Source organism: Marinobacterium marisflavi, from assembly GCF_982447095.1.
This window is the reverse complement of record NZ_OZ457898.1, coordinates 1,153,408-1,177,337: the sequence shown is the minus strand read 5'-3', so window position 1 is coordinate 1,177,337 and position 23,930 is coordinate 1,153,408. Positions and strand designations below refer to the sequence as shown.

The 23,930-nt window shown below is 53.4% G+C and carries 23 protein-coding genes; 3 read left to right on the top strand and 20 right to left on the bottom strand.

What is annotated here, in order from left to right:
* Positions 1-74: 74 nt before the first annotated feature.
* The 6 genes from AC1WNR_RS05810 to AC1WNR_RS05785 form a co-directional block, all read right to left on the bottom strand.
* Entirely contained in the window at positions 75-599 is a 525-nt protein-coding gene (locus AC1WNR_RS05810) for a transposase (RefSeq protein ID WP_481643583.1), read from the bottom strand.
* Between the two features lie 108 nt (positions 600-707).
* On the bottom strand, positions 708-1,538 hold the full coding sequence (locus AC1WNR_RS05805) for a sulfurtransferase (protein WP_481643582.1): 831 nt from the start codon (positions 1,536-1,538) through the stop codon (positions 708-710).
* 44 nt (positions 1,539-1,582) lie between these two features.
* Positions 1,583-2,371, bottom strand: a complete 789-nt coding sequence (locus AC1WNR_RS05800) for a class II aldolase/adducin family protein (RefSeq protein ID WP_481643581.1) — start codon at positions 2,369-2,371, stop codon at positions 1,583-1,585.
* A gap of 29 nt (positions 2,372-2,400) precedes the next feature.
* Positions 2,401-2,874: a MarR family winged helix-turn-helix transcriptional regulator gene (locus AC1WNR_RS05795; RefSeq protein WP_481643580.1), complete on the bottom strand. Its 474-nt coding sequence runs from the start codon at positions 2,872-2,874 to the stop codon at positions 2,401-2,403.
* A 19-nt stretch (positions 2,875-2,893) separates the two neighbouring features.
* Positions 2,894-3,829: a TauD/TfdA dioxygenase family protein gene (locus tag AC1WNR_RS05790; RefSeq protein WP_481643579.1), complete on the bottom strand. Its 936-nt coding sequence runs from the start codon at positions 3,827-3,829 to the stop codon at positions 2,894-2,896.
* 179 nt (positions 3,830-4,008) lie between these two features.
* Entirely contained in the window at positions 4,009-5,946 is a 1,938-nt protein-coding gene (locus tag AC1WNR_RS05785) for an FAD-dependent monooxygenase (RefSeq protein ID WP_481643578.1), read from the bottom strand.
* Positions 5,947-6,077: 131 nt separating this feature from the next.
* On the opposite strand from AC1WNR_RS05785, the gene hpaA reads away from it, so the two are divergent.
* Positions 6,078-6,971, top strand: a complete 894-nt coding sequence (gene hpaA / locus AC1WNR_RS05780; RefSeq protein WP_481643577.1) for a 4-hydroxyphenylacetate catabolism regulatory protein HpaA — start codon at positions 6,078-6,080, stop codon at positions 6,969-6,971.
* A 223-nt stretch (positions 6,972-7,194) separates the two neighbouring features.
* On the top strand, positions 7,195-7,467 hold the full coding sequence (locus AC1WNR_RS05775; RefSeq protein WP_481643576.1) for a hypothetical protein: 273 nt from the start codon (positions 7,195-7,197) through the stop codon (positions 7,465-7,467).
* A gap of 99 nt (positions 7,468-7,566) precedes the next feature.
* Here AC1WNR_RS05775 and AC1WNR_RS05770 read toward each other — a convergent pair whose 3' ends face one another.
* The 4 genes from AC1WNR_RS05770 to AC1WNR_RS05755 all read right to left on the bottom strand — a co-directional run bounded on the left by AC1WNR_RS05770 (position 7,567) and on the right by AC1WNR_RS05755 (position 11,366).
* Positions 7,567-9,069: a tripartite tricarboxylate transporter permease gene (locus AC1WNR_RS05770; RefSeq protein ID WP_481643575.1), complete on the bottom strand. Its 1,503-nt coding sequence runs from the start codon at positions 9,067-9,069 to the stop codon at positions 7,567-7,569.
* Between the two features lie 6 nt (positions 9,070-9,075).
* On the bottom strand, positions 9,076-9,513 hold the full coding sequence (locus tag AC1WNR_RS05765; RefSeq protein ID WP_481643574.1) for a tripartite tricarboxylate transporter TctB family protein: 438 nt from the start codon (positions 9,511-9,513) through the stop codon (positions 9,076-9,078).
* Entirely contained in the window at positions 9,513-10,487 is a 975-nt protein-coding gene (locus AC1WNR_RS05760; protein ID WP_481643573.1) for a Bug family tripartite tricarboxylate transporter substrate binding protein, read from the bottom strand. The genes AC1WNR_RS05765 and AC1WNR_RS05760 overlap by 1 nt, the downstream gene beginning before the upstream one ends.
* Before the next feature lie 198 nt (positions 10,488-10,685).
* A complete protein-coding gene (locus AC1WNR_RS05755) occupies positions 10,686-11,366 on the bottom strand; it encodes a FadR/GntR family transcriptional regulator (RefSeq protein ID WP_481643572.1) in 681 nt (226 codons plus the stop codon).
* Between the two features lie 104 nt (positions 11,367-11,470).
* On the opposite strand from AC1WNR_RS05755, the gene AC1WNR_RS05750 reads away from it, so the two are divergent.
* Entirely contained in the window at positions 11,471-12,619 is a 1,149-nt protein-coding gene (locus AC1WNR_RS05750) for an alpha-hydroxy acid oxidase (RefSeq protein ID WP_481643571.1), read from the top strand.
* A gap of 99 nt (positions 12,620-12,718) precedes the next feature.
* Here AC1WNR_RS05750 and AC1WNR_RS05745 read toward each other — a convergent pair whose 3' ends face one another.
* The 10 genes from AC1WNR_RS05745 to AC1WNR_RS05700 all read right to left on the bottom strand — a co-directional run bounded on the left by AC1WNR_RS05745 (position 12,719) and on the right by AC1WNR_RS05700 (position 23,920).
* Positions 12,719-13,219, bottom strand: a complete 501-nt coding sequence (locus AC1WNR_RS05745; RefSeq protein ID WP_481643570.1) for a retropepsin-like aspartic protease family protein — start codon at positions 13,217-13,219, stop codon at positions 12,719-12,721.
* Between the two features lie 108 nt (positions 13,220-13,327).
* Complete coding sequence (locus AC1WNR_RS05740; protein ID WP_481643569.1) at positions 13,328-15,643, bottom strand: DNA polymerase II; 2,316 nt, start codon at positions 15,641-15,643, stop codon at positions 13,328-13,330.
* A gap of 3 nt (positions 15,644-15,646) precedes the next feature.
* Complete coding sequence (mvaD, locus tag AC1WNR_RS05735; protein WP_481643568.1) at positions 15,647-16,651, bottom strand: diphosphomevalonate decarboxylase; 1,005 nt, start codon at positions 16,649-16,651, stop codon at positions 15,647-15,649.
* The gene (locus AC1WNR_RS05730; protein ID WP_481643567.1) at positions 16,638-17,615 is read right to left on the bottom strand and encodes a mevalonate kinase family protein; all 978 of its coding nucleotides are present in this window, start codon (positions 17,613-17,615) and stop codon (positions 16,638-16,640) included. The genes mvaD and AC1WNR_RS05730 overlap by 14 nt, the downstream gene beginning before the upstream one ends.
* A complete protein-coding gene (locus AC1WNR_RS05725; RefSeq protein WP_481643566.1) occupies positions 17,605-18,606 on the bottom strand; it encodes a mevalonate kinase family protein in 1,002 nt (333 codons plus the stop codon). Before AC1WNR_RS05725 ends, AC1WNR_RS05730 begins: the two co-directional genes overlap by 11 nt.
* A 4-nt stretch (positions 18,607-18,610) precedes the next feature.
* Positions 18,611-19,777: a hydroxymethylglutaryl-CoA synthase gene (locus AC1WNR_RS05720; RefSeq protein WP_481643565.1), complete on the bottom strand. Its 1,167-nt coding sequence runs from the start codon at positions 19,775-19,777 to the stop codon at positions 18,611-18,613.
* Between the two features lie 16 nt (positions 19,778-19,793).
* Positions 19,794-20,819 carry a type 2 isopentenyl-diphosphate Delta-isomerase gene (fni, locus tag AC1WNR_RS05715; protein WP_481643564.1) on the bottom strand — a complete coding sequence of 342 codons (1,026 nt, stop codon included), beginning with the start codon at positions 20,817-20,819 and terminating at the stop codon, positions 19,794-19,796.
* Positions 20,819-21,856, bottom strand: a complete 1,038-nt coding sequence (locus AC1WNR_RS05710) for a hydroxymethylglutaryl-CoA reductase (RefSeq protein ID WP_481643563.1) — start codon at positions 21,854-21,856, stop codon at positions 20,819-20,821. Before AC1WNR_RS05710 ends, fni begins: the two co-directional genes overlap by 1 nt.
* Before the next feature lie 114 nt (positions 21,857-21,970).
* Positions 21,971-23,272, bottom strand: coding sequence for a TolC family outer membrane protein (locus AC1WNR_RS05705; RefSeq protein WP_481643562.1), 1,302 nt, complete (start codon positions 23,270-23,272; stop codon positions 21,971-21,973).
* A 51-nt stretch (positions 23,273-23,323) separates the two neighbouring features.
* Entirely contained in the window at positions 23,324-23,920 is a 597-nt protein-coding gene (locus AC1WNR_RS05700) for a helix-turn-helix transcriptional regulator (RefSeq protein ID WP_481643561.1), read from the bottom strand.
* Positions 23,921-23,930 lie beyond the last annotated feature (10 nt).

Here is a 23,930-nt window from a genome sequence, read left to right as displayed (position 1 = left end):
CGCTGGAGGTGATCAACCCGTTCCTTAGGAAAGACCTCTGAGCGACGGTCAGCAAAATCCAAAGCATCCAGATATCAAGCGATCCGCTTCTCGGTTTGCTCCATACGTGCCTTGAGCTTAGCAACTGTGTAGTTGTTATCTTTGCTATTGACGGCTTTGCACTTGCTGCCATCGATGACCAAGGCCGAGTTATTGAACATACCGATGTTCTTGCAGATCACGACCGACTGAGCACATACCTTCTTGATGGCTGGGCCGTTATCACGTCGAAAATCAGCGATCGTTTTAAAGTCTGGCGAGAGACGACCAATTAGCCAGATCAGTTCTAGGTTGCGACGGCTCTCGCGTTCAAGTCGGCGGCTCGACTGAATACGGTTTAGATAGCCATAGATGTAGAGCTTTAAAAGAGTCGATGGATGGTAGCCTGGACGGCCAGTCTGCGCATGATCCGTGCGCTCAAAACCCAATGACTGGAGGTCTAACTGGTTTACAAAAACATCGATAACGCGAACAGGGTTATCCACATCGATGTAATCGTCCAAACTCTCTGGAAACAGCGTTGTCTGACTGCGACTCGCTTCAGCTATAAATCCTGACACACCCACTCCAACGTCATAAATCGGAACGGGTACTTATTATAAATGGAAGAGAGTTTTCACACAGCCTCGGTCGAAAGCCGACCCATGAGCCCGAGATATCGGCTGTTATTAAGCGCCGGTAGCGATAGGTCCCAATTTACCCTGCCCCCACTCAGTCCACGAGCCGTCGTACAGGCGCGCTTTGATACCCATTCTTTCCAGTCCGAGTGCGAGTACACAGGCAGTAATACCAGAGCCACAGGAGACAATTGGATTAGCGGTAGCAAGGCCCTTGAAAAGTTCACTAAGCGCTGCTGGGTCGAGAAAGTTACCGTCCACATCAGTTAGGCCGGTGAAAGGAACACAGCTTGAGCCTGGCATGTGGCCCGAGGTTAAACCAGGGCGAGGCTCAGGTGCTTCGCCAATAAAGCGATTATTGGCACGTGCATCAATGATAGTCTCACTGCCCGCTTTAACGCACTCGGCCATATCCGCACCGCTTAGGACACGACTGCGATCGAGCGCCCAATCTTTTGCCGCTACCGATGCTTTAGCTGGGTCGCCGGACTCGATTGCATGACCGGCTACTTTCCAAGCTTGCAGTCCTCCGTTGAGTACATAGCACGCCTCAACGCCAAAGAGTTTCAGCGTCATCCAGACACGTGGAGCACTGAAGTGATTTGCGCTGCGATCGTAGATAACAACCGGGCGTGAACCATCAATACCAAACTCAGACATCGCTGTAGCGAATTGCGCCTCGGTCGGCAGCATATGCGGTAAGTCAGAGCTATGATCGGCAACCTGATCAATCTCAAAGAGACGAGCACCGGGGATATGCTCTGCCAAAAACTCACTGCGGATCGTCGCGGGGTCAGCCATCAAAACGTAGCTAGCATCGAGCACCACGACGTCACCAAGGTTATTCGCCAGCCAGTCAACAGTTACGATTGGGTCAGTCATACGCTTTCGATGCTCCGCAGGAATTTTTGGCTAAGATACCATGCTTAGAGTTTCCAGCTCGGATCTTTCTGATCAATCAATCGAATCAATGCAGGCCACTCAGGATGGCGAACCTTAGCATTCGCCTGTGCTTCCCCACCCTCAAACTGCTGGCGAGTTTTACGCATGATCTCTTCATCAATTAGATTGAGCGGCCCCGCCGCCATAGCTTTGAGCTGTACTTCCGCATTACGGATAAAGGCGAAGTGACGCACGAAGGCCCAGGTGCAGTCAGCGCCAGCGGTCAGCAGACCGTGGTTACGCAGTACCAGCGTGTGGTTGGTCTCACCCAGCGCAGCAACCAGACGGGGACCCTCTGAACCGTCGAGCACTATCCCCTCAAAATCATGATAGCCGGTACGTTCAAAGAACTGGCAACCCTCCTGAGTCACAGGAATTACCGGAGAATCCACTGCACAAAGCGCCTGAGAGATGGACTCATGGGTGTGCAGAATACAGTGCAGATCAGGGCGTGCTTTGTGTAGTATTGAGTGGATGTTATAGCCCGCTTTGTTGACGTTCCACTCACTCTTAGAGAGTGCATTGCCATCGATATCAATCTTGATTAGGTCGCTCGCGCGCAACTCATCGTAGCGCACGCCGAAGGGGTTAATTAGAAACTCTTCGGTACCGGGGATGCGCAGGCTGATATGGTTGTAGACGATAAAGGTCCAGCCGAAATGGTCCACCATGCGGTAGGTTGCGGCTAGCTGAAGACGCGCTTGCCACTCCACATCACTCATACCCTCTGGTGCTGGTGGCAGTTCTACCTGAAAGCGTGGATCCGTACTCATTGCTCTACCCTTCTCTTTTGTTCTAATCGTTACTTATCTTGAAGCTGATCAACGTTGGCGATCAGCTTATGTAGCGTGGCCGTGAAAGCAGAAAGCTCCGCCTCATCGATACCGTCTGTCACCTTGGCGTGGCGCGCTTTCACCGCGTCTAAAAATTGGTCGTGCACCGTCCAGCCCTCTTCGCTCAATGACCAGCGCTTCTGTTTGGCCGCAGGTGTCTCTGTGCTCCCAAGCACAAAACCGGCACTCTCGAGCTTAGCTATGGCTCGGCTGACTGCAGCTTTATCCAGCGATATCAGCGCGCTAATCACGCTAGCTTTGCACCCCGGCTGACCACCGATCGAAGCCAACACCCGCATCTCCACCGAACCTAACCCAAATTTGCTCAGATACTGCCCCGAAGAGAAAGCGGTAATGCGGTTGTACAGCACAGTCAGCAGATGCTGAGTGTAAAACTCGTAATCGAGAACCTCGCGGTCATCGCGCTGCTGCGTGATTTTCATTCGGTGGTGCTTTTCCTAGTCAATCAAATGCCGAGAGCGGGCGCTCACCCATAACCGTGGTGCGGTGCAGCTCACGACGGAAGCCGTCGTAGTCGTTAAACGCGCGGTGCAGACAGATGCGGTTATCCCAGATCGCTACCGTATCAGCTTCCCAACGCAGACGACAGGCAAAAAACTCCTGTGTGGCATGCGCGTGCAGGAACTCCAGCAGTGGTTTGGATTCACGGCGATCCATACCCTCAATGTTCACTGCATAGACACCATCGACATAGAGCGAAAGCTCACACGATTCAGGGTGCTTGCGCACCAGTGGATGGAAACTCCCCTTGAGCATCTTCTCGATATCCAGCTCCAGCTCGATATCGGTCATCGTCTTGCCGTTGTTGGTCTGCTCGATGGAGTCTTTCATGCCCGCAATAATGCGCTCGGCTGCCATATGTACTTTCAGTGGTTTAATCATCTCCCGCATAGTTGGCGAGAGACTCTCATAGGCCATTACGGCGTTATACCATATTGTATCGCCACCGTAGGGCGGAATATCGATCCCATGGAGAACACTGACTGAAGGCGGACGCTCAAGGAACGCGGAGTCGGTGTGGTGACCACCGCCGAAGATAATTTTCGACTTGGTATCAGCCTCTTTCAACACCGGCTGTACATCGGGGAAGTCGGGCAAGCCCTTGGTGTAGGCATCAGTACCGAGTTCACCAAAGCGCTTGGTAAAAGCTAACTGCTCACCCGGCGTAAGATCCTGTTTGCGCAGAAACAGCATCTTGTGATGCCAAAGCGCCTGTTTCAGCTCTTCGAAAGCTTCATCATCCAGATCCTTCAGCTGTATATCCAGCACTTCGCCACCCATTGAAGAGGCGAGTGGCAAGGTTTTTATCTGCTGGCCCATAAATGGCGTATTGCGGTATGGCTGTTCGAGATGAACCTGATCTGTTTCGAGTGACATAATTGCGCCCTGCTTTTAGTGACTCAGCAGAGGTTATTTATCATTTGTTGATATGTCAACTTTCAGACCTATTCGTCGCGACGAATGTCTAACCCTCTAGAAACAGAAACGCCCCTGACTTTCCCCAAAACAATTTGGGGTAAGCACAGGGGCTCAGAAAGGAGGAACGTTTGAGTCGTCTATTGACCAACCATAAACTCGGCAAAGAAGTGAGATAGCTCCTCGTGCGCACCGAGCGGCAGGATATTCGCAATATGCTGATCCGGGCGCACAATCACCATACAACCCTGGTCTCGGTTGATACCGCGCAGATCAAACAGGTCGTTTGACTCGATGCTCTGGAACACCTTCTCATAGTCGTTCAACCCATATTTGCCCTTGGCTGGCCAGAGGAACTTGGGAAGTTCGTGCATCTCAAGGTCCTGCTGCTGAAAGACCGCGTAGGTATCGACAACCGAATCAACATCAGCACCCTCTGGGGTGTACTTAACCACCGGCGAGTTCGCATCGTTGCCGAGGAATTCGATCAGCTTGTTGCTGTTAGAGGTGGCATTACGCGGGTCATCTTTGCCACCGAAGATAAATATACGCCAGCGGCCATCGGCTTTAACCAGATGGCCCAGATGCACGATCCGACCGTCCGCTACGCGAGATGCTTCCGCCGAGTGGAAACGCTGGCCAATGTGATAGCCAGTCGCCAGTTGCTGATTCTCTTGCCCCGTGACCAGGTAGGATGGGTTGTACTCGATTGAGGTGCCCGCTACGAAGCCGCTCTGGCGCTTCATGAAGGCTTCGATCTTAGCTGCATCTACTTTCGCTGCAGCAGAGTTATCATCGGCGCTTGGACGGGTTGCCACCAGTTTGGAGAGCTCGCGATCGGCATCAATCAAATGTTGAGCGACTTTACGACGCTCTGTTTCGTAGGTGTGCAGCAGCTTAGGCTGCGCTTTGCCCTGTAGCACGTGCGCCATCTTCCAACCCAGGTTGAAGGTATCGGGCAGTGAGGTATTCAGGCCCCAACCGCCTTTCGGACTGTGTGTATGACAGGCATCGCCTGCAAGGAATGCGCGTGGGATTACATCCTCGCCGCTTCCCAGAGGACGGTTATCAAAGCGTTCAGCGATACGCTGGCCAACCTCATAAATCGACCACCAAGCGACCTCTTTCACATCCAGGGTGTAGGGGTGGAAGATCTTCTGCGCTTTGGCGATTAGATCCTTCTCAGTCAGGGCAACATCGGCAGCGCGCTTATCTTTGCCTAGCAGATCCAGCTCGACGTAGAAGCGAATCAGGTAACCACCCTCTCGCGGGATAGTCATTACCGCGCCGTGATCCTGCGACTGGATGAAGGCCTTAACGCGAATATTGGGGAAGTCGGTGTTGAGCAGGATGTCCATGACACCCCAAGCCTTATTGGCGGAGTCGCCCTGCAGCTCAATACCGAGATTACGGCGCACGCTACTGCGTCCACCATCACAACCGACCGCAAAACGAGCTTTGACAGTTTCGCGAATACCCTTACCCGCCTCATCCACACGCTCAAACACCGCGGTGATTGGGTGTGCATTGAGATCCTGAGTCAGGGACTCATCGATATCGAGCGAGATCAGCTTGCGGCTGTAGTGAGGCTTTAACCCTGTCACAGAGTTCGCCATACCATCGGCTAGCAGCTCATGCAGACGAGCCTGGTTAACAATACCGTGTTTAAACTCAGAGAGGCCTAGACGCGCATCATCGATTTTGTAAAGACGGCGGATATTCTGTGGGTTTTCAGGATCCGGCTCCCAGTAGGTGTTCTGCATCAGGTGGTAGGTCTCTTTAACCACCATCTCACTGCAGTTAAACGCCTCCATGATCTCCTGAGTACGGCAAGAGATACCATCTGCACGTCCGAAGAGCAGCGGCCCAGGCATCAGGTCAACAATAGCGGTCTTGATATTAGCGAACACCGAGAGCTGACGTGCCATGGTCAAGCCCGCAGGGCCGGTACCGACAATCAGCACGTCAACTTCTGAGGGCAGATCCTCAATCGGCGGATTTGGGTAGGGTTTGCGTGCCTCATCGAGCACCTCATAGTTACCCGGTTTAAATCCGTTCAGGTGATACTGCATCGACATTGCGTAGACCTCTGTTGTGATTCTTGTCAGGACGGAGTCCAAGCATCAGTTTCACATGTTAATTAAAATATATAAATGCAATTATTAAGCTAATTGTTGTACTTTTATACTTTCACTTTTGATAATGCGCGATGGAAAACTGGATCCCCAATATTGTTATCGGTCAGGAGTACGATAACCGTTACGCGGATGCGCTTGTTCATTATGATGAGCACGGCAACCTCGCCGACTTCTTTGGCCGTGATATGCCGGTACACAGGCATGCTCAGTACGCCCAAATCCATTTCCTCAATCAAGGCGACATCAGTTTTCACATTGATGACGAGCTTTTCCAGGTTAAAGGTCCTGCCTGCTTCTTCACCCCGGCCTCTATCCCCCACTCGTTCCGCACTGAAACGAATACCACTGGGCATGTACTGACAATCCATCAATCGATCATCTGGCGTTTACTTAAAGAGGGTTTGGGGCGTGACATCAGTACCGACCTTGCAAAGCCCAGCTGTATAACGGCGCTTAGGCTCAGCGACAACCAGCGCACTGAGTGGGATAGATTAGTACAGGCGATAGAGTCACTGCAGCAGGAGTGGAACGCCGATCAGCCGGGTAAGCCGTTGGCGATAGAAAGCCTGATCCGCCTGGTACTGATTCTGATCAGCCGCCTGTCGAGCCGCGGTAATACCGGTGATCAAATAAGCAACAAAGACCTCTACCTGTTCAACCGTTTTAGCGATCTCATTGAGCAGCACTACAAGGAGCACTGGGCTCTTCGAGGTTACACTTCCGTGCTGGGGATATCTGAGACTCGGCTGCACCAGCTCTGCCAAAATATCTCTGGACGTGCACCAAAACGCCTTATTCAGGACCGCACAATTCAAGAAGCGAAGCTGCTCCTCACAATGACCGAGCAGTCGATAAGGGAGGTCTGCTTTGAGCTTGGCTTTGCGGATCCGGCGTACTTCTCACGCTTCTTCAAGCGCCTGACTGGACAGACAGCCAAAACGTACAGAGCCGCCTCTGGCAATTGAGCAGTGAGAATCTGCTTTACGACTTCGTCGAGCAATTCTACTGTCGAATCTAATAACGATAACTGAGAATTAGCATCTACCAACGCGACCTTACCGCCGAAGAGATTAGTCGCTATGCCTGCGTAAATCGGCTTGGCCTCGTTTTAAGATCTGAAAGTGACAACTTAACGTAATCTCGCACCTAAAATGCAAATTTGAATAACATTTGCGGGCCGAGCGAAAGATGCATTACCTGGATGACTTTGATATTCAATCTACACAGATCGACGATAAATTATACCTGTCAGCTCAACGCGCCGATCTATCCTGCGATTCGAGGGTCAATGTATTCATCAAGGCCGCCTTGGCATCAATCGATGGTCTCTCAATCATCGATACGGGTATCGATAGCGCAGAGTTCAACGCCAAACTGAACGAGCTCAAGTCGCAAAAAGTCCTTCTTGTAATGTCCAGAGCCGGTCATAAGCTCTCATGGCGACTGATTGGGCGTGATTAAACCCACGAGACTCACTCACAGGCCGCTCGATTAGGATCGCACAAGCAAAAAACGAAAAAGGAGCCACAGGGCCCCTTTTTTATCTGTGCGCCTACCCGCTTAACTGCTCTGAGTGGGTACTTTCAGCTTGCTGCGCAGGAAAAACGGTGCAATGAAGCCCAAGACCGCGACCACCCATAGGCCAATCGAGATATTGCTCTGGAATAGGTAAGTCCAGTCGCCATCCGACAGCACCATAGCGCGACGCAAGTTCACTTCCATATGACCGCCCAGAAGAATACCGAGGATTACTGGCACGGACGGGATATCCATCTTACGCAAGAGGTAACCCAACACACCAAAGCCGATCATCAACAGCAGGTCAAAGTAGCTGCCTGTCAGCGAGTAGATACCCACGAATGAGACCAGTGTAACACCCGGTAGAAGAATGGCTGGCGGCACCTGCAGCACCTTACTGAACATCTTCACCATCGGCACGTTGAGGATCAGCAGGACAACGTTGGCGATCAACAGCGATGCAATCAAACCCCAAACGACTTCAGGACGGTCATTAAACAGCGTCGGACCTGGAGTGATATTCAGTGTCATCAGCAGTGCCAGTAGTACCGCTGTGGTGCCTGACCCTGGGACACCCAGAGTCAGCATCGGCACCAGTGCGCCACCTGCTGCAGCGTTGTTACCCGCTTCCGGTGCGGCGATACCGCGAGGGTCACCCTTACCGAACTCAGAGTTGTCACGTACCGAAGACTTCTCCTGCATGTAGGCAAGGAATGAGCCCAGTGACGCGCCAGCGCCTGGTAGTAGACCTGCGATAAAGCCGATCGCCGTAGCCTTGAGCATGGTCCACTTGGTACGCACGATGTCCGCCCAAGGGATGCTGATCTTCTCCAGCTTCACGCCAATCGCGGAGTCTTTACCGTGCGACTCAATGAAGACAAGCACCTCAGACACGGCAAACAGACCCACGATTGCGACGAGGAAGTCGATACCGTCGAACAGATGCATATTATCGCCGGTAAAGCGTGTCATACCGGTTGTGGCATCGACACCGATGGTCGCAATGCCCAGACCAATACAGACGGCCAGTGCCGCTTTAGCCTGGTTGTTTGAACCGATACCACCCAGCGTTGCGAATGCCAACATGTAGAGTGCAAAGTACTCTGCCGGACCGAAGAGGTACGCGACGCGCGCCAAAAGCGGCGAGAGCAGCATCAAGCCGATGGTTGCCAACAGTGCGCCTACAAACGAAGCTACACCTGAGAGCACCAGCGCATCGCCCGCGCGGCCTTTCTTCGCCATTGGATAACCGTCCAGACAGGTCATCATGGCAGGCTCATCGCCAGGGATATTCAAGAGAATTGAGGAGATACGGCCACCATACATGGCGCCATAGTAGACACTGGTCATCAGTACCAATGCCTGGGTTGCATCCAACCCGAATGAGAATGTTAGCGGTATCAGTATCGCTACACCGTTAGATGGGCCAAGCCCCGGTAGCGAACCAACCATGGTTCCAATAATACAACCAGCCACCGCAAGGGCCAGTGTAAACGGCGTGAGGGCGACATCGAAGCCCAGCGCCAGATTGGCAAATAGATCCATGCGCCCTTACCCCATGAGCCAACGCGGAAACGCGAACAGACTCAAACCAAAGACAAATTTAAACAACAGGAACAGACCACCTGACATACCAATACCCGTGAGTACGGACGTGCGTACGTTGGGACTAATAAGGTAAGAGATAGCTGTGCCCACGAGTGCCGTTGATACAAGGAAACCCAGAGGTTTCAGGCCATAGGCGTAAAGCACCAATGCTACAACTGCATAGCCAATGTGAAGCAGAGTCGTAAGACCCGGCCAAGCTGGCTCCTCATCCGGTTTCAGCAACATCACCACACCGCAGACTGCAGCAACGAAGGCGACTCCCATCGGGAATGCTTTTGGACCTAGAGGGTCAGCAAAGAATGGCTCTGACAAAGTAGTGGCGCCCGCGAAATACGCGAGCGCCAGCACAACGACAATAAAGCCCGTTATGCGATCAGTCATTACTTCAGAACACCCAGCTCTTTAGACATGTCCTGAACTTCCTGCATTACACCGTTCAGGTAGTTCTGGAAGTCAGGGCCCACTTTGGTGAACTTAACCAGACCATTTGCCTCCATAGCATCAGCCCACTCTTTAGACGCAGCAACCTGTGCCAGAGCGTCAGACCACTTCTTGTATGAAGCTTCTGAAGCGCCTTTTGGAGTGTAGAGACCACGCCAGTTAACCGCTACAACGTCGATACCCTGTTCTTTTGCAGTAGGGATTTCGGCGTTCAGGCCTGGGATCTCAATGCGCTCGTCAGTGAATGAAGCCAGTACGCGAACGTCGCCGTTCTTGATGAAGCTTACAACACCAGAGATGTCACCCGTCATTGCTGAAGTGAAGCCACCTACAGTCTGAGTGATCGCATCAGCGTCACCGTCAACTGCGATGTACTTAACTTTACGGATGTCAGTAAAGCCTTTACGTTTCAGTGCCATCAGAACTTTCAGGTGGTCGTAACCGCCCGCAGCTGAACCACCCGCAAACGCGTGCTTGCTTGGGTTAGCAATTACATCGTCGAGTAGGTCATTTAGCGTTTTGTATGGAGAGTCTTTAGCAACAACGATTACACCTGGGTCAGCGCCGATAGCACCGAGGAAGCGAACCTGGTCAGAGGTCATACCTGAGTAAGCGTTCTGTGCCAGACGAGTTGCAGTGGCAGTCGATGCCGCAACGATTACGTCCTCATCATCGTTACGCTCGTTAACAACGTGAGCGTACGCCAGACCGCCACCAGCGCCAGCCATATTGGTAACCTGAATAGGATCTGCAACTGCACCGATGTCGTGCATGATTTTACCGATCTGGCGGCAAGTGAAGTCCCAACCGCCGCCTGGGTTAGCAGGAGCGATACATTCAGCAGCAAAGCTTGAAGAGGCAGCGATAGAGAGAGTCGCACCAGCGACCATCAGTTTCAGTTTTGAAAGTTTCATTATTCTTATCTCCGAAGATGACAGTGTTGCTACAGTCCTGTAGCTGACCGACACTCTAAAAAATGAACTGGTTATAACCAAGTTTTAGAAGATAAAGGTTTTTCAGAAACTTCTGCGCATAAAGTTCATAAAGTTCACGCGAGGGTAATGGAGCAGCAAAGCGGGAGTATGGCGTGAGCCCAAGACGTGCTGGGCCGATTAGGAGAGTAGCGAACGGGTGTAGAGCACATGCTCCTTGGCCGCCGCAGCCGCTTTATCTGCATCACGTGCTAGCAGTGCGGCGTGGATGGCGTTGTGCTGACTGGCGATACCCTCTGGGTAACGCCCGTAGCGTTTAAGCGTCAGATCGAGTACCGCATAGATGGCACCGAAGAAACGCGCGTAAAAGATCTGGGAAAGGCCGGTGACCGGAAGATTGTGGCTGGACTCGGCAACCAGTGTGTGGAACTTCAGATCCGCTTTCGCTTTGGTCAGCGTCGTCTCTCCCTGACGACGTTTGCACATGCGGGCAAACTCGCGATCAATCTCCATCAACTCTTCAGCCGTTGCACGTTGGGCACAGTAATAGGCTGCTTGAGACTCGAGTTCCGCGCGCAAAAGTAAAACTGCTTTCAGGTGATCGACGGTCGGGTTGAACTCAGCTGGTAGGTCTTCAGCCAGCGCAGTGAAAGGATTAGCATATACGGCACGTCGACCCGCCGAGCGCTCCAGAAACCCATCCGCTGCGAGCTGGGTTAACGCTCTGTTTATGGTATCGCGCGAAACGCCGTGCTCTTTTGCCAGATCTCGCTCAGATGCCAATCTTTCGCCCGGCCGAACTTCACCAACGGCAAGAGGGTGCAACAACGTCCTGTAGAGTGCTTCCGTTTTTGAGTTCATCTCTTATTTTGGTCAGGCCAGTATTGTGGATTATAGCGCTCGGCGCTCGAGTTAAAACTACTCTTCAGCACATACGAACCTAAACCCAAAGAGGATCTCACTAAATGCGTCCAATCTGTGAACTTAGCGACTTACGAGCCATCTACCACAAACGTGTGCCTAAAATGTTCCAGGGCTACTGTGAGTCGGGTTCTTGGTCGATGCAGACACTGGGTATGAACACGTCTGACTTCAACAAGATCCTTTTTCGCCAGCGTGTAGCACGTGATCTTGCCCCACGTACATTAGGCACCCAAATGGTTGGCCAGGACGTGAAGATGCCCGTTGCAATCGCGCCGGTTGGGCTGTTGGGTATGCAGCACCCCGATGGTGAGATCAAAGCAGCACAGGCAGCCGAGGCCTTCGGAATCCCGTTTACCCTCTCTACGATGAGTATCTGCTCTATCGAGGCGGTAGCAGCGGCAACCACTAAGCCCTTCTGGTTCCAGCTCTATGTCCAGAAGGACCGTGAGTTCACCAAAGCGCTGATCGAGCGTGCCAAAGCGGCAAACTGCTCTGCGCTGGTTGTAACACTGGACCTGCAGGTTATCGGTAAGCGCCATGCGGATCACCGCAATGGGATGACCGCGCCACCGCGTCTGACGATTCCTAACATCATTGATATCGCTCGCCGCCCTCGCTGGGCCTTCGGCATGCTTGGCACTAAGAACCGTGAGTTCGGCAACATCCAAGGCTGCGCAACCGGCGTGGATGATATGAATGATCTGATGAAGTGGACGGCCAGCTCCTTCGATCCAAATCTCGACTGGGACGATCTGAAATTCTTCCGCGAGATGTGGGATGGCCCACTGATCATCAAGGGCATCATGGAACCCGAGGACGCACGTAAGTGTGTTGAACTCGGCGCCGATGCGATCGTTGTCTCCAACCACGGTGGACGCCAGCTAGATGGCGCGCGCTCATCAATCTCTGTTCTGCCTGAGATTGTGGACGCCGTGGGTGATCAGATCGAGGTCTGGATGGATGGCGGTATCCGCAGTGGTCAGGACGTGATCCGTGCCCGTGCGTTAGGGGCTAAGGGCGTTATGGTCGGTCGACCCACCGTTTACGGCTTGGGCGCGATGGGCAAAGAGGGTGTCACTCGCATGCTCGAGATCTTCCACGAAGAGGCCGAGCTGACAATGGCGTTTATGGGTCATCGCGAAATCGAAAAGGTGTGCGCCGACGATATCGTTATCAAAGGCGAGCTGTAAAAGATTTGTAGGGGCGATCTGCGCAAAGCACAGGTTCGCGACCTTTACCGGCCGTATCGGGTAATACGCCTTCGGCGTACAACCCTCGTACACCGAGCTCTAAGGCACTGCTAAAGTCAGCTCACCCTGCTGTTGGGTGAGCTGTAAATGCTGCAGAAAGCTCATCCCCAAGAGCACACTATCACCCTGCATCCCCGGGGTGATCAGCGCATCGACATTAGACATCTCAATGCCACCCAGCTGTACGCTACCCAGGCGTGTGTAATCCACACTCACGCGACCATTCGCTGTATCTGCAACGCCCGTCCCCAGTGAACTCAGTCCGAGTCGGACCGCCAGATCGTCGGATAACGAAACATAGGTCGCGCCAGTATCGACAATAAAGCGTACCGGCGAACCATTGATCCAGCCGGGCGCCGTATAGTGCCCCCGACCATCTGAGGCCAACACAACGCGCTGGCCACTCATCGACGCCGCCAGATGTGCGTTCGGATTGTTCTTCTGTTCCAACCAAGAGTTGAAGAAAAGTGTCAGCAGACCCAACCCGATAATCCAGGTCAGGTGGGCTGAGAGGCGGGCCATGCGTTTAGGGGTATCCATAGTTCTGAGTTGCTTACCTGCGTTGGTTGAGATGGGGTCAGACCCCTTTAATTCTTAAAGGGGTCTGACCCCAATCCCACTTGACCCCGATCCCAAGGTAAATTCGCGCTAAAACAGATCGATCTGCGGCGCTATTAGCTGATCAAAATGCGCACCCAAAAAGGGTAGCAGCGAATCAGCAACGGGTCTTAGCTGTTTATCGATGTAGTGCTGATAATCTATCGCAGAGCGGGCGCAGACACGGGGTTCTGGACCTTGTACGGTGATCCAGTACTCTACCCGATCACCGCGCCCTAGGTTTGACGGCAAGCTGCGCTCTTTAAGATAACGCTGCAGCTTACGCGCCGCTTTCACGTGGGGCGGATTTGAGGCGTCGTAAGCCTCCAGAGAGCGACGCAGCGATTTGCGATACAGCAGCGCCTCATCCCGCTCACCCGCATAGACGGACGCCACATACTCGCGCACATACTCTTCCCAGGGTTGATCGTGAAACACGCGCTGGTAGAGCGCCTGTTGGAACTCACGCGCAGCGGGTGTCCAGTCTGTTCTAACAGACTCGAGTCCTTTGAATACTAACTCGGTGCCCTGTCCCACCCGCTTAAGGCCCGCGTAACGCTTCTTACTCCCTTTATCGGAGTGGCGCATGCGCGGCATCAAAAAGCGGCTAAATTCACTCTCAAACTGCAACTCCAGAGCACTCTGCACTCCATATTCAGTTTGCAACATATAGGTAAGCCAGCGGTTAACCTCGGTGGCTAACTGCAAACCGTAAGCCGGTGTATCCTCGTGCTGCCAATCATCACCCAGCCAGACAAACACGGAATCCGTATCGCCATAGATGACACGGTGACCTCGCGTACGCTCGATAAATTCAGCGCTGCGCTGCAGTAGTTCATGACCACGCAACGTAATAGCCCCTGAAAGGCGTTGATCGAAGAAACGACACACTTTAGAACCGAGCACACCATAGCAGGCATTCATCTGTATCTTTATCGCCTGCGAGAAGGCCGCATTCCCTTCGGCTTTCGCCCGATCACGCGCCTGCCAGAGCTCCGAAATAATACCGGGCAAGATAGCCACATCCGGGTTGAACTGCGCACCAAAGAAGCCCGCCACGCGCCGCTCTTCGGGAACCTGTTCAGCAAGTGCCAAGCCCAACGGATCGATACTGAAGGTGCGAATAATACTGGGGTACAGGCTCTTGAAATCGAACACCAACACATTAGAGAACAGGCCCGGCACCGACTCCATCACGAAGCCGCCCGGCACCTCCAGATCATCCTGTCCTGAGGCGTACTCTGGCGCAACATACCCTGCACGGTGAAGTTTGGGCAGGTAGAGATTATCAAAAGCTTGTTGTGAGCCGCCTACCTTATCCAGCGCCAGTCCAGTTAGGCGCGCACGCTCGATGAGGTATTCAAGTAGGCCTGCTTTAACAAAGATATCTGTGACTAAGCGACAATCTTCAAGATTGTACTGGCAGAGTGCCAGCGGCTCCTCGCGATAGAGGCGCTGTATCTCCTCCCCCCGATCCTCAGGATGATCAATCTTCTTACCCCGCCCCAGCAACTCTCGAGCGACATACTCCAAGCCATACCGCTCGAAATGCCAGCTCGCCGCCTTGAGGGTCTCGATGCCATCCAGAACGATGCGCCCACCGATGCGAGCAAACCAACGACCCGCTTGCCCCTGCTCAACAAACAGGGTCTCCTGATCGCGCCCCAATTTAAGGCGCACGCCCAGATCCTTCGCTCGGCGCAGCAGCACCCGCAGATCAAAGCCGATTACCGCCCAGCCAATAAAGATATCGGGGTCCCATAACTGTACCAGCTCGACAAACCGCTGCAGCATCGCCTTCTCAGTACCGAAACACTCGATCCAGGGCGCCTCTGCCTGCTGGCTATTGAGCAGCACTATCTGCTGATCGCCTATCTGCATAGCGATACTGAGAATTTTGTTGGTCGTCAGGGTTGTTTCGATATCCAGCGACAGAAGTTTTAGCTGTGGGGTGTAGTCAACTGGGCGCAGTTCAATGCCCTGGTGGGTTTGTACTACGGTAGCACCCGTGCGTATGAAACGCTCCATCAGATAACGATCAGTCGGTCGAATATCCTCTTCCATAACGGCGATAGAGTTGGCTTGCAGGCGTTCAATCGCCTCACGGTATATCGCCAAGGAACTACAGTAGAGGCCTGCAATGGGATCGCCCTTCAGGCTCAACAGCTCGAGTGGTTTGAGCTGCCACCCGGATAGGTCCTCTAACGAGCGCGTAATCGCTTGCTGATCCTGCTGGCGCACAAAGAAGATCGCTTCACTGTTGCTGATCTGCACTTCGTGAGCACCAGAGTCACCCACCAGCCAGTAACGCAGCTCAAGCCCCTGAGGCGTATCGCGTTGCTGACGAGTGAGCGGAAAGCCGACCAAGCTCTAGCTCCCGAAGGGTAGAACGATCTCTAGATCTGGGAAGTGCGACAGCACCGCATCCCGGTCTTGCTCGAGGAAGAGCAGTTTAAGGTTGGGCCCAGCATCCATGGTGAAGTAGAGTTCTAACCCCTGCTGGCGTAGCACCCAAATTTTCTGCATTGCGGCCAATGAATCCGGCTGCCAATAGACCAACGGCGGCCAGCTCGCGATCATAGTCGCATGCATCGACAGCGCATTCTGCTCTGCCGTACTACCTAGCAGTGTAAAGTCCCGGGTCTCTATCGCCTGATGTAGTTTTACCAAATCGGTGTTCGCCTGCAGTGGCCAGCTCTGGTAGAGATGACAGCTGTCAACCGTGCGTGCCATACCAGAGCGCGAATCGACAGACTTTACGCCCTCATCCACCTTGATCAATCCAATCGCCAGGCCCTGCCATTCAGCATCAATGGGGTGTGCATGAGAGTCTGCCCCATCCTCGCGGTGCCCCATGTGCCACTCAACAAAACCGGTGTATATCGAGCGGCAGGCACTGCCACTACCCAAGCGTGCCAGCATCGACAGCGCAGCGGGCTCTAGATCAAGTTGCAGAGAGTCATTTAGTGCCAGAGTCAACGCGGCAAAGCCGGAGGCGGATGAGGCCAACCCCGCAGCGGTCGGGATGTTGTTGCGGGTCTCCACTCTAAAAGCTTGGGTTTGATCCTGACGAAATAGATCGATATAGCGACTCAGACGTTTAGCAAAAATGGTATCGGGGCGCATCTGCAGCCCGTTGAGCCAGATATCATCGACGGGGCCATCAATCGGTTCAACACGCGTGCGTGTACCCAAATGATTGAGCGAGACAGAGAGAGAGGGATTGATCGGCAGGTTAAGCTCTGCATCGCGCTTACCCCAGTACTTACACAGAGCGATATTGCTCGGTGCGAAGTACTCCTGTGTCGCTATCGGTAGTTTGGACTTTAATTCTGCCGCAGGCAGCATCGCAGCCACGACCTCAAACCTGTTCATTACTCTCTCCGATTGACGCTAAGGAGCTGGATCCAGCGCTCTCTGCAATAAAGACCAGTCCCTGCTTTGAGACCGACACGGGGATATGGGTATATCCTATTTGATCAGGGTCTGCTCGGCCAAGAGCGATCACGCAGTCGCCCAAACCGGAGCCAGATATCTTTGCACCCTCAACACCGGCGCAATCTCTGAGTTTAAACTGCAGCTGAGCCAAGTTTGTATCACAGACTCCTAAAGCATCCATCAGGCCGGCATAGCTGTTCATCAACTGCCCCAGCAGCGACCAATCGCTCGCGTTTATAGCTGCTTCTGCAGCTTCACTAGTTTGCCCCATTAGGCGGTAGAGCTGTTGGTATAGCGCCGGCGCTTTGTGCGCAGAAGCCTCGACCCGAGCGATAACCTCAGGTGTCTTCATCTTGTAACCGACGTAGTAAAGATCCACGGGAGGCAGACCCGGAAGCCGTCGAATCTCTCGAGGCTGGACACGATAAGCAACCAGACCACCGAAGATACTCGCAACTAAGTCTGTGCCGGAGCCGCGGCCACCCTGCACCTGGTGCACAACCGCTAACGCGCGCTCAAACAGGGCTTCAGGTGCAAGCTCTTCGCCGCCATATTTTGCTAGTAGAGCCACTACACCCGCGGTAACCGCTGCCGAAGAACCTAGGCCGACGGTGTGAGAGAACCCACTGCGAATCGATAGATCAAAACCCGCTTTCAATTGAGTCTGCTGCTGACGAATGGCCGCGAGCACGAAACTCAGTTTGGGCTCGTCCTCAAGCTTATCAAGCTCGCTCGAATACTGCGCCAATTCTGAGTCAATCGAAATGCGCTGATCAACGCGCGGCGTTAACGAGATCTCAACAAAATTGGCCGTCGCCATTGCGATTGCCAGTTCGCCGTGAAGTACCGCGTGCTCGCCCATCAGCATTAGACTGCCCGGAACCCGAACTTTAAGACTCAACAGAGGCTCCTTGATCACTTATCCGCAACTGCCCCCAACGGTACTCACGCGGCAGATCCAATGTATCAGGCGTCATTCCCGGCAAGTGCGTGAGCACAAGACCTGCTGCATCACCCTGCACACTGCCAGCGCCAGATACCTTAGCGACACCGCCGCGCTCCTCAATCCGTTCGATCAGTGCGGCCACTTGCGCCGGTACGACACCGATACGATTGAGCAGACGATGGTTCTGCTTAACCAGCTCATCGATTGAGTCGCCTTGGCTCAGCCTATCATGCATCGCATCGGTGACAGCGCTGAACTCGCTCCAGATATCAGAATCACCAAAGTGGCGTCGCACCTGATCAACACAGACACCCGTTGATACCGTTGGGGTGCCGGTATGAATCCAGTACCAATCTTCATCAAACTCACTCGGCACAAAATCGACACGGGATGAAACATCACCCTCTACTTTAACCAATCCACCAAGAACAACGGCAGATGCATCCATCAATGAGCCGCGCCCGTGCTGCAACCGCTCGCAGTGGCGTACCTGGCGGATCATCTCATCCTTCCCTTCTATGCGGGTAAAGAGCGTCAAAAGGGCTGCAAGTAGGGCAGCCGATGAGCCCATGCCTGCACCGATTGGAATATCCGAATTGATCTCAACCTTGCCACGCGGTAACTGCTTAACCTCACCTAGTAGGTGGGCCATATCAACAGTGTAAAACAGCAGTTCCGCTGGGCGGTTGAGGATCTCTTTAATAGAGCGCTCGCCTTTAAGGTAAGACTCAAAAGCGTTGTCCAAACGATGACGTAAGCTAGAGAACTTCTCCAGCGCCATCTCGTGAGCTCGGTCGGGGGCTAACCACGAAAGTCTGGGAAGCGTGTCAGGGTGGTAGCGCACTGTCAGACGCTGCTCGAGCGCCATCACTAGTGCCGGTGAGCCGTGCACAACAGAGTGCTCACCCGATAGGACTGCCTTGCCTGGAGCGCTGGCTACCTGCATAGGGCTAGCGCGCGACGTACTCGCGCTTGTGATCTGTGATCGCCGCCAGACGGAAGGCGCCTTGCGTCTGTTCAGCCAGGATGTGCTCACCACCATCAGTTGGGTTTGGATAGTGGTAGAGCTTGATGTATTCGTCGAAACTCAGCTCTGTGCGCTCACGCAAGAGTGCCTGATGGCGCTCTTTGTTGAGTGCATCCTGATAGCCGGGCTGGACAACACCGGTGAAGAACTCAGCCACGCATCCCGAACCATAACTAAACAGGCCGACACGCTTGTCTACCAGGTTCTCACTGCTGTTTTCCAACAACGAGCAGAGCCCGATATACATGGATGCCGTGTAGGAGTTGCCGATCAGTCGGTTGTACTGCAAGGTCGGTTCGATCTGCTGCTCTAGCTGTTCTGGAGTTTGGCCGCTTTTGTTAACTCGGGCCAGATGAGAGTGCGCTTTCTGCGCCATTTTGCCGAACGGCAAGTGGTAGCAGAAGTAATCAATATCGCTGTAATCCACACTGCTCTGCTCGCGGAAATTTTCCCAGCTACGCTTCAGTGACTTGAGGTAGATCTTAGTGGAGTACTTACCATCAACCAGCGCGTTAGTTCGATAGTTAGGGCGCCAGAAATCCATTACGTCTTCAGTGTGGTTTCCCACTTCTGGATCGATTGCGAGCACACGTGGATTAGCGCTTACCAACATGGCGACGGCACCGCAGCCCTGAGTCGCTTCGCCGGGTGACTCTAGGTCGTAACGCGCCACATCTGAAGCGATCACTAGAACAGGGCGTGCTGGCTGACGCGCAACCAACGCACAGGCCATTTGAATGGCAGCAGTCGCGCTGTAGCAGGCCTGTTTTAGCTCAACAACACGACAGTTAGAGTTCAGATCAAGCAGACGGTGCACATAAACACCCGCCGCCTTGGATTGATCGATACCAGTCTCAGTTGCGAAGAGTACCGCTGCGATAGAGTCACGGCCAACACGCTCAACGATGGGTAGCGCCGCGTTCGCAGCAAGGGTGACTACATCCTCGTCCACAGCCGCCATCGCCATCTTCTCTTGACCGATGCCGTCGTAATACTTGTTGGAGTCTATCCCTTGGTGCTCAGCTAGCGTCTTAAGGTCCAGATACTGGCCAGACGTGTAGAAACTGATCTCGTCGATACCCACAGACATTATGTGAATCTGATCCTTAACCTAAATCTGCAATAAGTGAGCTAGCTCCATGTAGCTCTTGGGTGCTGGCAACGCCCAGCAGGAACATTGCTGTACGGTACTCTCGGTGCAGCCGTTCAATTTGCGCAACGACTGCATCGGCAGACTCCATTGCGGGTTCGAGAAACGGTGCTGCGACCCCGCACAGAGCGGCGCCGAGTATAACAGACTTAACCATATCTATCCCATCTCGCAGACCGCCGCTTGCGACTAAGGTGATACCCGCTTTCATAGCCGCTGCCTGCTGTAGGGCGACCGGTGTTGGTAGACCCCAGTCTTGGAACACAAGACCCAGTTCATCTTGATCACGACGGTGGTGTTCGATACGTGACCATGAAGTGCCACCGGTACCAGCCACATCGAAGTAGCGCACACCAGCTTTAATCCCCAACTCAATATCGGGCACCGAAAGCCCAGAACCGACCTCTTTAAGCAGCACCGGTACCTTTATACCGCGAACCACTTCAGCGATGCGTTGCGATAGATCAGTGAAGTTGGTGTCTCCTTCCGGCTGCACAGCCTCCTGCAGCGGGTTTAGGTGCAGGTAGTGCCCATCGGCCTGCAGTAGGTCAACGGCTTGCTGGCACTGCTCAACACCGACACCGTAATTCAGCTGCACAGCGCCAATGTTACCGAGCAACAGAGCATCGGGAGCCAGCGAGCGCAGGTCAAAACTCGCACGCGCTGCTGTATCGCTGAACATCACACGTTGCGAGCCGACGGCTAGGCCAACGCCGGTACGTTGCGCCGCTTCAGCCAGGTTGCGATTGATCTTGCGTACAACCTCATGATCCCCTCCAGTCATTGAAGAGATCAGCAACGGGAAGCTCAGACGTTTCCCCATAAACTCTATGCTGGTGTCGATTTGTGCCAGATCGATCTCAGGCAAGGCGCGATGGGTCAGCTGGATGCGGTCGAAATAGCGGGCAGAGCGATCCGTTAGCGGATCGTTCAAAATCGCATTGATGTGCTCTATTTTGCGGGCGTTGGTCTTCTCGGACATTAACGCTCCAACTTTAAGTGAGTTTGCATTAGCTCCCCTGGGTTAGTCTGTGCCGCCAATAGCGACAGTTCACCGCAGAGCACAGTAGCACCACAGATCGCCGCGAGACGACGGGCGTTCTCGCCGGGTTCACGCGCTTCACGACAACCCAAACGCGCCAGATTCTCTTCAACGAAGTCTATACCTTTGCCGTTACCGACACTGCCAACAATCAGGTTCGGCATTGTACAGCTGAAGTAGAGGTCGCCATTACGCACTTCGGCGTGTACTACACCTTGAGAGCCCTCAATGATGTTGGCTGCATCCTGACCTGTGGCCAAATAGAAGGCGAGCAGCATATTGGCAAAGTGCGCATTGGCCGAGCGCATACCGCCCGCCATCAATGTACCGATCAGGTTCTTCTTGATGTTGAGATCCACGACCTTCTCCGGTGTGGTACTCAAGCGGCGTTCGCAAATATCGCGTGGAATCGTAATTTCACAGACGACGTATTTACCGCGCCCTAGGATGCCATTTACCGCTGTCGCTTTTTTATCCGAGCAGTAGTTAGCTGAGATCGAGGAGTAACGCAGATTAGGGTAGCTGCTCAGGATCCATGGAATAATCTTATCGGCAGCATTGGTTACCATATTGTGGCCGGAGGCGTCACCGGTGGTGAACTCCAGGCGCAGATAGATCAGATTACCGACCACTTGAGAGTTCAGATCGATCAGGTTAGCAAAGCGGCTACTACCAGACACAACTTCGTTCAAATCCGCCATACGCGACTTCAAAGAGTTGATTGCCTGCTGCGCTGCAAAAGCATCTTCGGCTTCAAGTAGAATCGAGCGTGTCATGCGCTCATCCAGCACACTGACCTTTATACCCTCTTCAACCAGGTTAGAAACGCGCGCACCGCGCCCCACCGAGGGCCACAGTGGTGTTTCATACGTTGCTAGTGGAACGCTGATCTTCTCATTGATCAGATGGCCAGTCAGTTTTAGCGGGCCAACCCAACGCATCGGTATCGGTGCTTGGGTAATTTTATGAGCTTTCATCGATGCGCGTTCCAAAATAGAAAAGGGTTGCTCTAAGCAACCCTTCATATGTGGATGTCGGGATGGCGAGATTTTATCTGGCCCTCCCTACCGATGCAATTAACAATCGGCTTATTAGCTCTGCGGCACTGGTATCGGAACCGGGATTTCTAATGCCGTGAGAAGCCCGCTCGTCGAGTTAAGCACACGCAACTGTGCAATCTGATGATCGATCTGCGCTTCAACTAGCTGATTGCGAGCACTGAAAACTTCGTTCTCCGTATCGAGCAGGTCAAGCAACGTACGCTGGCCGATATCAAACTGTTTCTGGTAAGCATCGCGGGTCTGCTCACTCGCGCTTAAGTGCTCACTAAGAAACTCCATCTGTCGGCCCAGAATCTCATACGCGTTCCAGGAAAGTTCCAGTGACTGACGTACCTGACGTAACGCATCGCGTTGAATCGATTGAGCCTCACCCAACTGATGCTCAGAGCGGCGGATCCGCGCTGAATCTTCACCACCGTTGTAGAGGTTGTAGCGCAGACGTAGCATCGCCGTAAGATCCTCATTCGGGCCCGGCTGACCATCAAGATTGTCGTCCCAACGGCGTTCGATCTCCAGGTCGAGACGTGGATACATACGACTTTCCGCAGCCTCACGCTGCGCAATTGCCGCTTCGATATCAGCCTGAGCCACTGACATCACAGGGTGCTCGGTTGAACTTTGAGCTTGTGCAGCTTCCAAAGACTCAGGCAGAGGTGCAATCATCTTGTCGACCGCTTCGAGCTGCTCATCGGGCACCATGCCAAAAATACGCTCGTAATTCGCTTTGGCATCACGCATGTTGTTTTCGGCTGCCAGCGCATTGACCTCGGCCAAGGCTAAACGCCCCTCCGCCTGTTGGATAGATGACAGAGAGCCCATGCCCGACTCAGAGCGACGTTTGATCTGCTCATAGATCTTCACATGATTGAGCAAGGTATCATTGGCCGAGTTGAGCAGCTGTTCGCGGCGAAGTAACTCAAGGTAGGCGCGACCCGCCTCAAGTACAAAGTCTTCAGACACGTCTCTCAGATTGGCCTGCGCTGAGCGCATGCGGGCCTCTTGGCGCTCAACTTCAGACGTGGTTGCACCACCGTCGAAGATCATCTGATTCACGTTAAGGCGCACTTCACGGCGAGTCAGCTCTTCATCGCTATTCCCGGAGGTTTTCGTCCACTCGTAACCGTAGCCAAGCGTCGCATCAACTGTGGGGTAGTAACCACCCTCAGCTTCGCGAACCTCTTCGCTAACCGCCTCATAAGACTTAAGCGCACGTTTTACGACTGGATTTTCGTTGATACTTTCAGCGATGCTTTGGCGCAAGCCGGCGGCATGAACCGACGGTGTGGCTAGCATAACTGCGAGCGCTAGCGCGGAAAGCCTGTTGTTCTTCATTCTCTTTTCCCCAACCAAAATAGTCTGGCATCTTTCAGGATAGTCCAAGATTTATGAGACGCCATGTACAATTAAATGGACACGATCTGGCGCTCCGGTTTTGCGCAGAATCGCCGCAACGTGCGCCTTAACTGTTCGTTCAGTTATGCTAAGATTCCGAGCAATCTCTTTGTTACTCGAGCCTTTCATAAGCTCTTGATATACCTCACTTTCCCTGTCACTTAACTGAGTTATATCGTATTCAACTCGTGTCTGGGCCGGCTTACTTTGTAGAAAATTTTTCAGAATCGCCTGCAGGATTTCCGGAACAGCCCAAATATTTCCCTTCTGAATTTCAGCCATCAGATCAGGCAAAAGCGTCTCGTGGATATAGGAGTTCGCATAGCCACGAACGCCGGCAAGAATCAGCCGACGTCCCTCCTCCACCTCGGGCGTGTCAGTCAAAACCACCACAGCGCGTTCCGGCGTAATTTTGTTAACCTGCTCCCGTTGAGACGCACTCAAGGACTGCCAGTGAATTAGCAAAGGCTTCATCGCTGGCAGTGAATCGATCTGCGACCAGTTGATCGCCTGGCACTGATGATCACTCAGCGATCGACTCCAGCGATCAAGTAAGCCCGCATTCTGCGCGTAAAGTGCTAACTCCATTCGGTGTGGG

Coding starts and splice junctions, on each gene's coding strand:
- AC1WNR_RS05750 (WP_481643571.1), top strand. CDS start 11,471: ATGCGTCCAATCTGTGAACTTAGCGACTTACGAGCCATCTACCACAAA.
- AC1WNR_RS05795 (WP_481643580.1), bottom strand. CDS start 2,874: ATGAAAATCACGCAGCAGCGCGATGACCGCGAGGTTCTCGATTACGAG.
- AC1WNR_RS05720 (WP_481643565.1), bottom strand. CDS start 19,777: ATGTCTGTGGGTATCGACGAGATCAGTTTCTACACGTCTGGCCAGTAT.
- AC1WNR_RS05755 (WP_481643572.1), bottom strand. CDS start 11,366: ATGAACTCAAAAACGGAAGCACTCTACAGGACGTTGTTGCACCCTCTT.
- hpaA (WP_481643577.1), top strand. CDS start 6,078: ATGGAAAACTGGATCCCCAATATTGTTATCGGTCAGGAGTACGATAAC.
- mvaD (WP_481643568.1), bottom strand. CDS start 16,651: ATGAACAGGTTTGAGGTCGTGGCTGCGATGCTGCCTGCGGCAGAATTA.
- AC1WNR_RS05770 (WP_481643575.1), bottom strand. CDS start 9,069: ATGGATCTATTTGCCAATCTGGCGCTGGGCTTCGATGTCGCCCTCACG.
- AC1WNR_RS05700 (WP_481643561.1), bottom strand. CDS start 23,920: ATGGAGTTAGCACTTTACGCGCAGAATGCGGGCTTACTTGATCGCTGG.
- AC1WNR_RS05790 (WP_481643579.1), bottom strand. CDS start 3,829: ATGTCACTCGAAACAGATCAGGTTCATCTCGAACAGCCATACCGCAAT.
- AC1WNR_RS05705 (WP_481643562.1), bottom strand. CDS start 23,272: ATGAAGAACAACAGGCTTTCCGCGCTAGCGCTCGCAGTTATGCTAGCC.
- AC1WNR_RS05765 (WP_481643574.1), bottom strand. CDS start 9,513: ATGACTGATCGCATAACGGGCTTTATTGTCGTTGTGCTGGCGCTCGCG.
- AC1WNR_RS05805 (WP_481643582.1), bottom strand. CDS start 1,538: ATGACTGACCCAATCGTAACTGTTGACTGGCTGGCGAATAACCTTGGT.
- AC1WNR_RS05775 (WP_481643576.1), top strand. CDS start 7,195: ATGCATTACCTGGATGACTTTGATATTCAATCTACACAGATCGACGAT.
- AC1WNR_RS05725 (WP_481643566.1), bottom strand. CDS start 18,606: ATGCAGGTAGCCAGCGCTCCAGGCAAGGCAGTCCTATCGGGTGAGCAC.
- fni (WP_481643564.1), bottom strand. CDS start 20,819: ATGTCCGAGAAGACCAACGCCCGCAAAATAGAGCACATCAATGCGATT.
- AC1WNR_RS05710 (WP_481643563.1), bottom strand. CDS start 21,856: ATGAAAGCTCATAAAATTACCCAAGCACCGATACCGATGCGTTGGGTT.
- AC1WNR_RS05785 (WP_481643578.1), bottom strand. CDS start 5,946: ATGTCGATGCAGTATCACCTGAACGGATTTAAACCGGGTAACTATGAG.
- AC1WNR_RS05760 (WP_481643573.1), bottom strand. CDS start 10,487: ATGAAACTTTCAAAACTGAAACTGATGGTCGCTGGTGCGACTCTCTCT.
- AC1WNR_RS05800 (WP_481643581.1), bottom strand. CDS start 2,371: ATGAGTACGGATCCACGCTTTCAGGTAGAACTGCCACCAGCACCAGAG.
- AC1WNR_RS05745 (WP_481643570.1), bottom strand. CDS start 13,219: ATGGATACCCCTAAACGCATGGCCCGCCTCTCAGCCCACCTGACCTGG.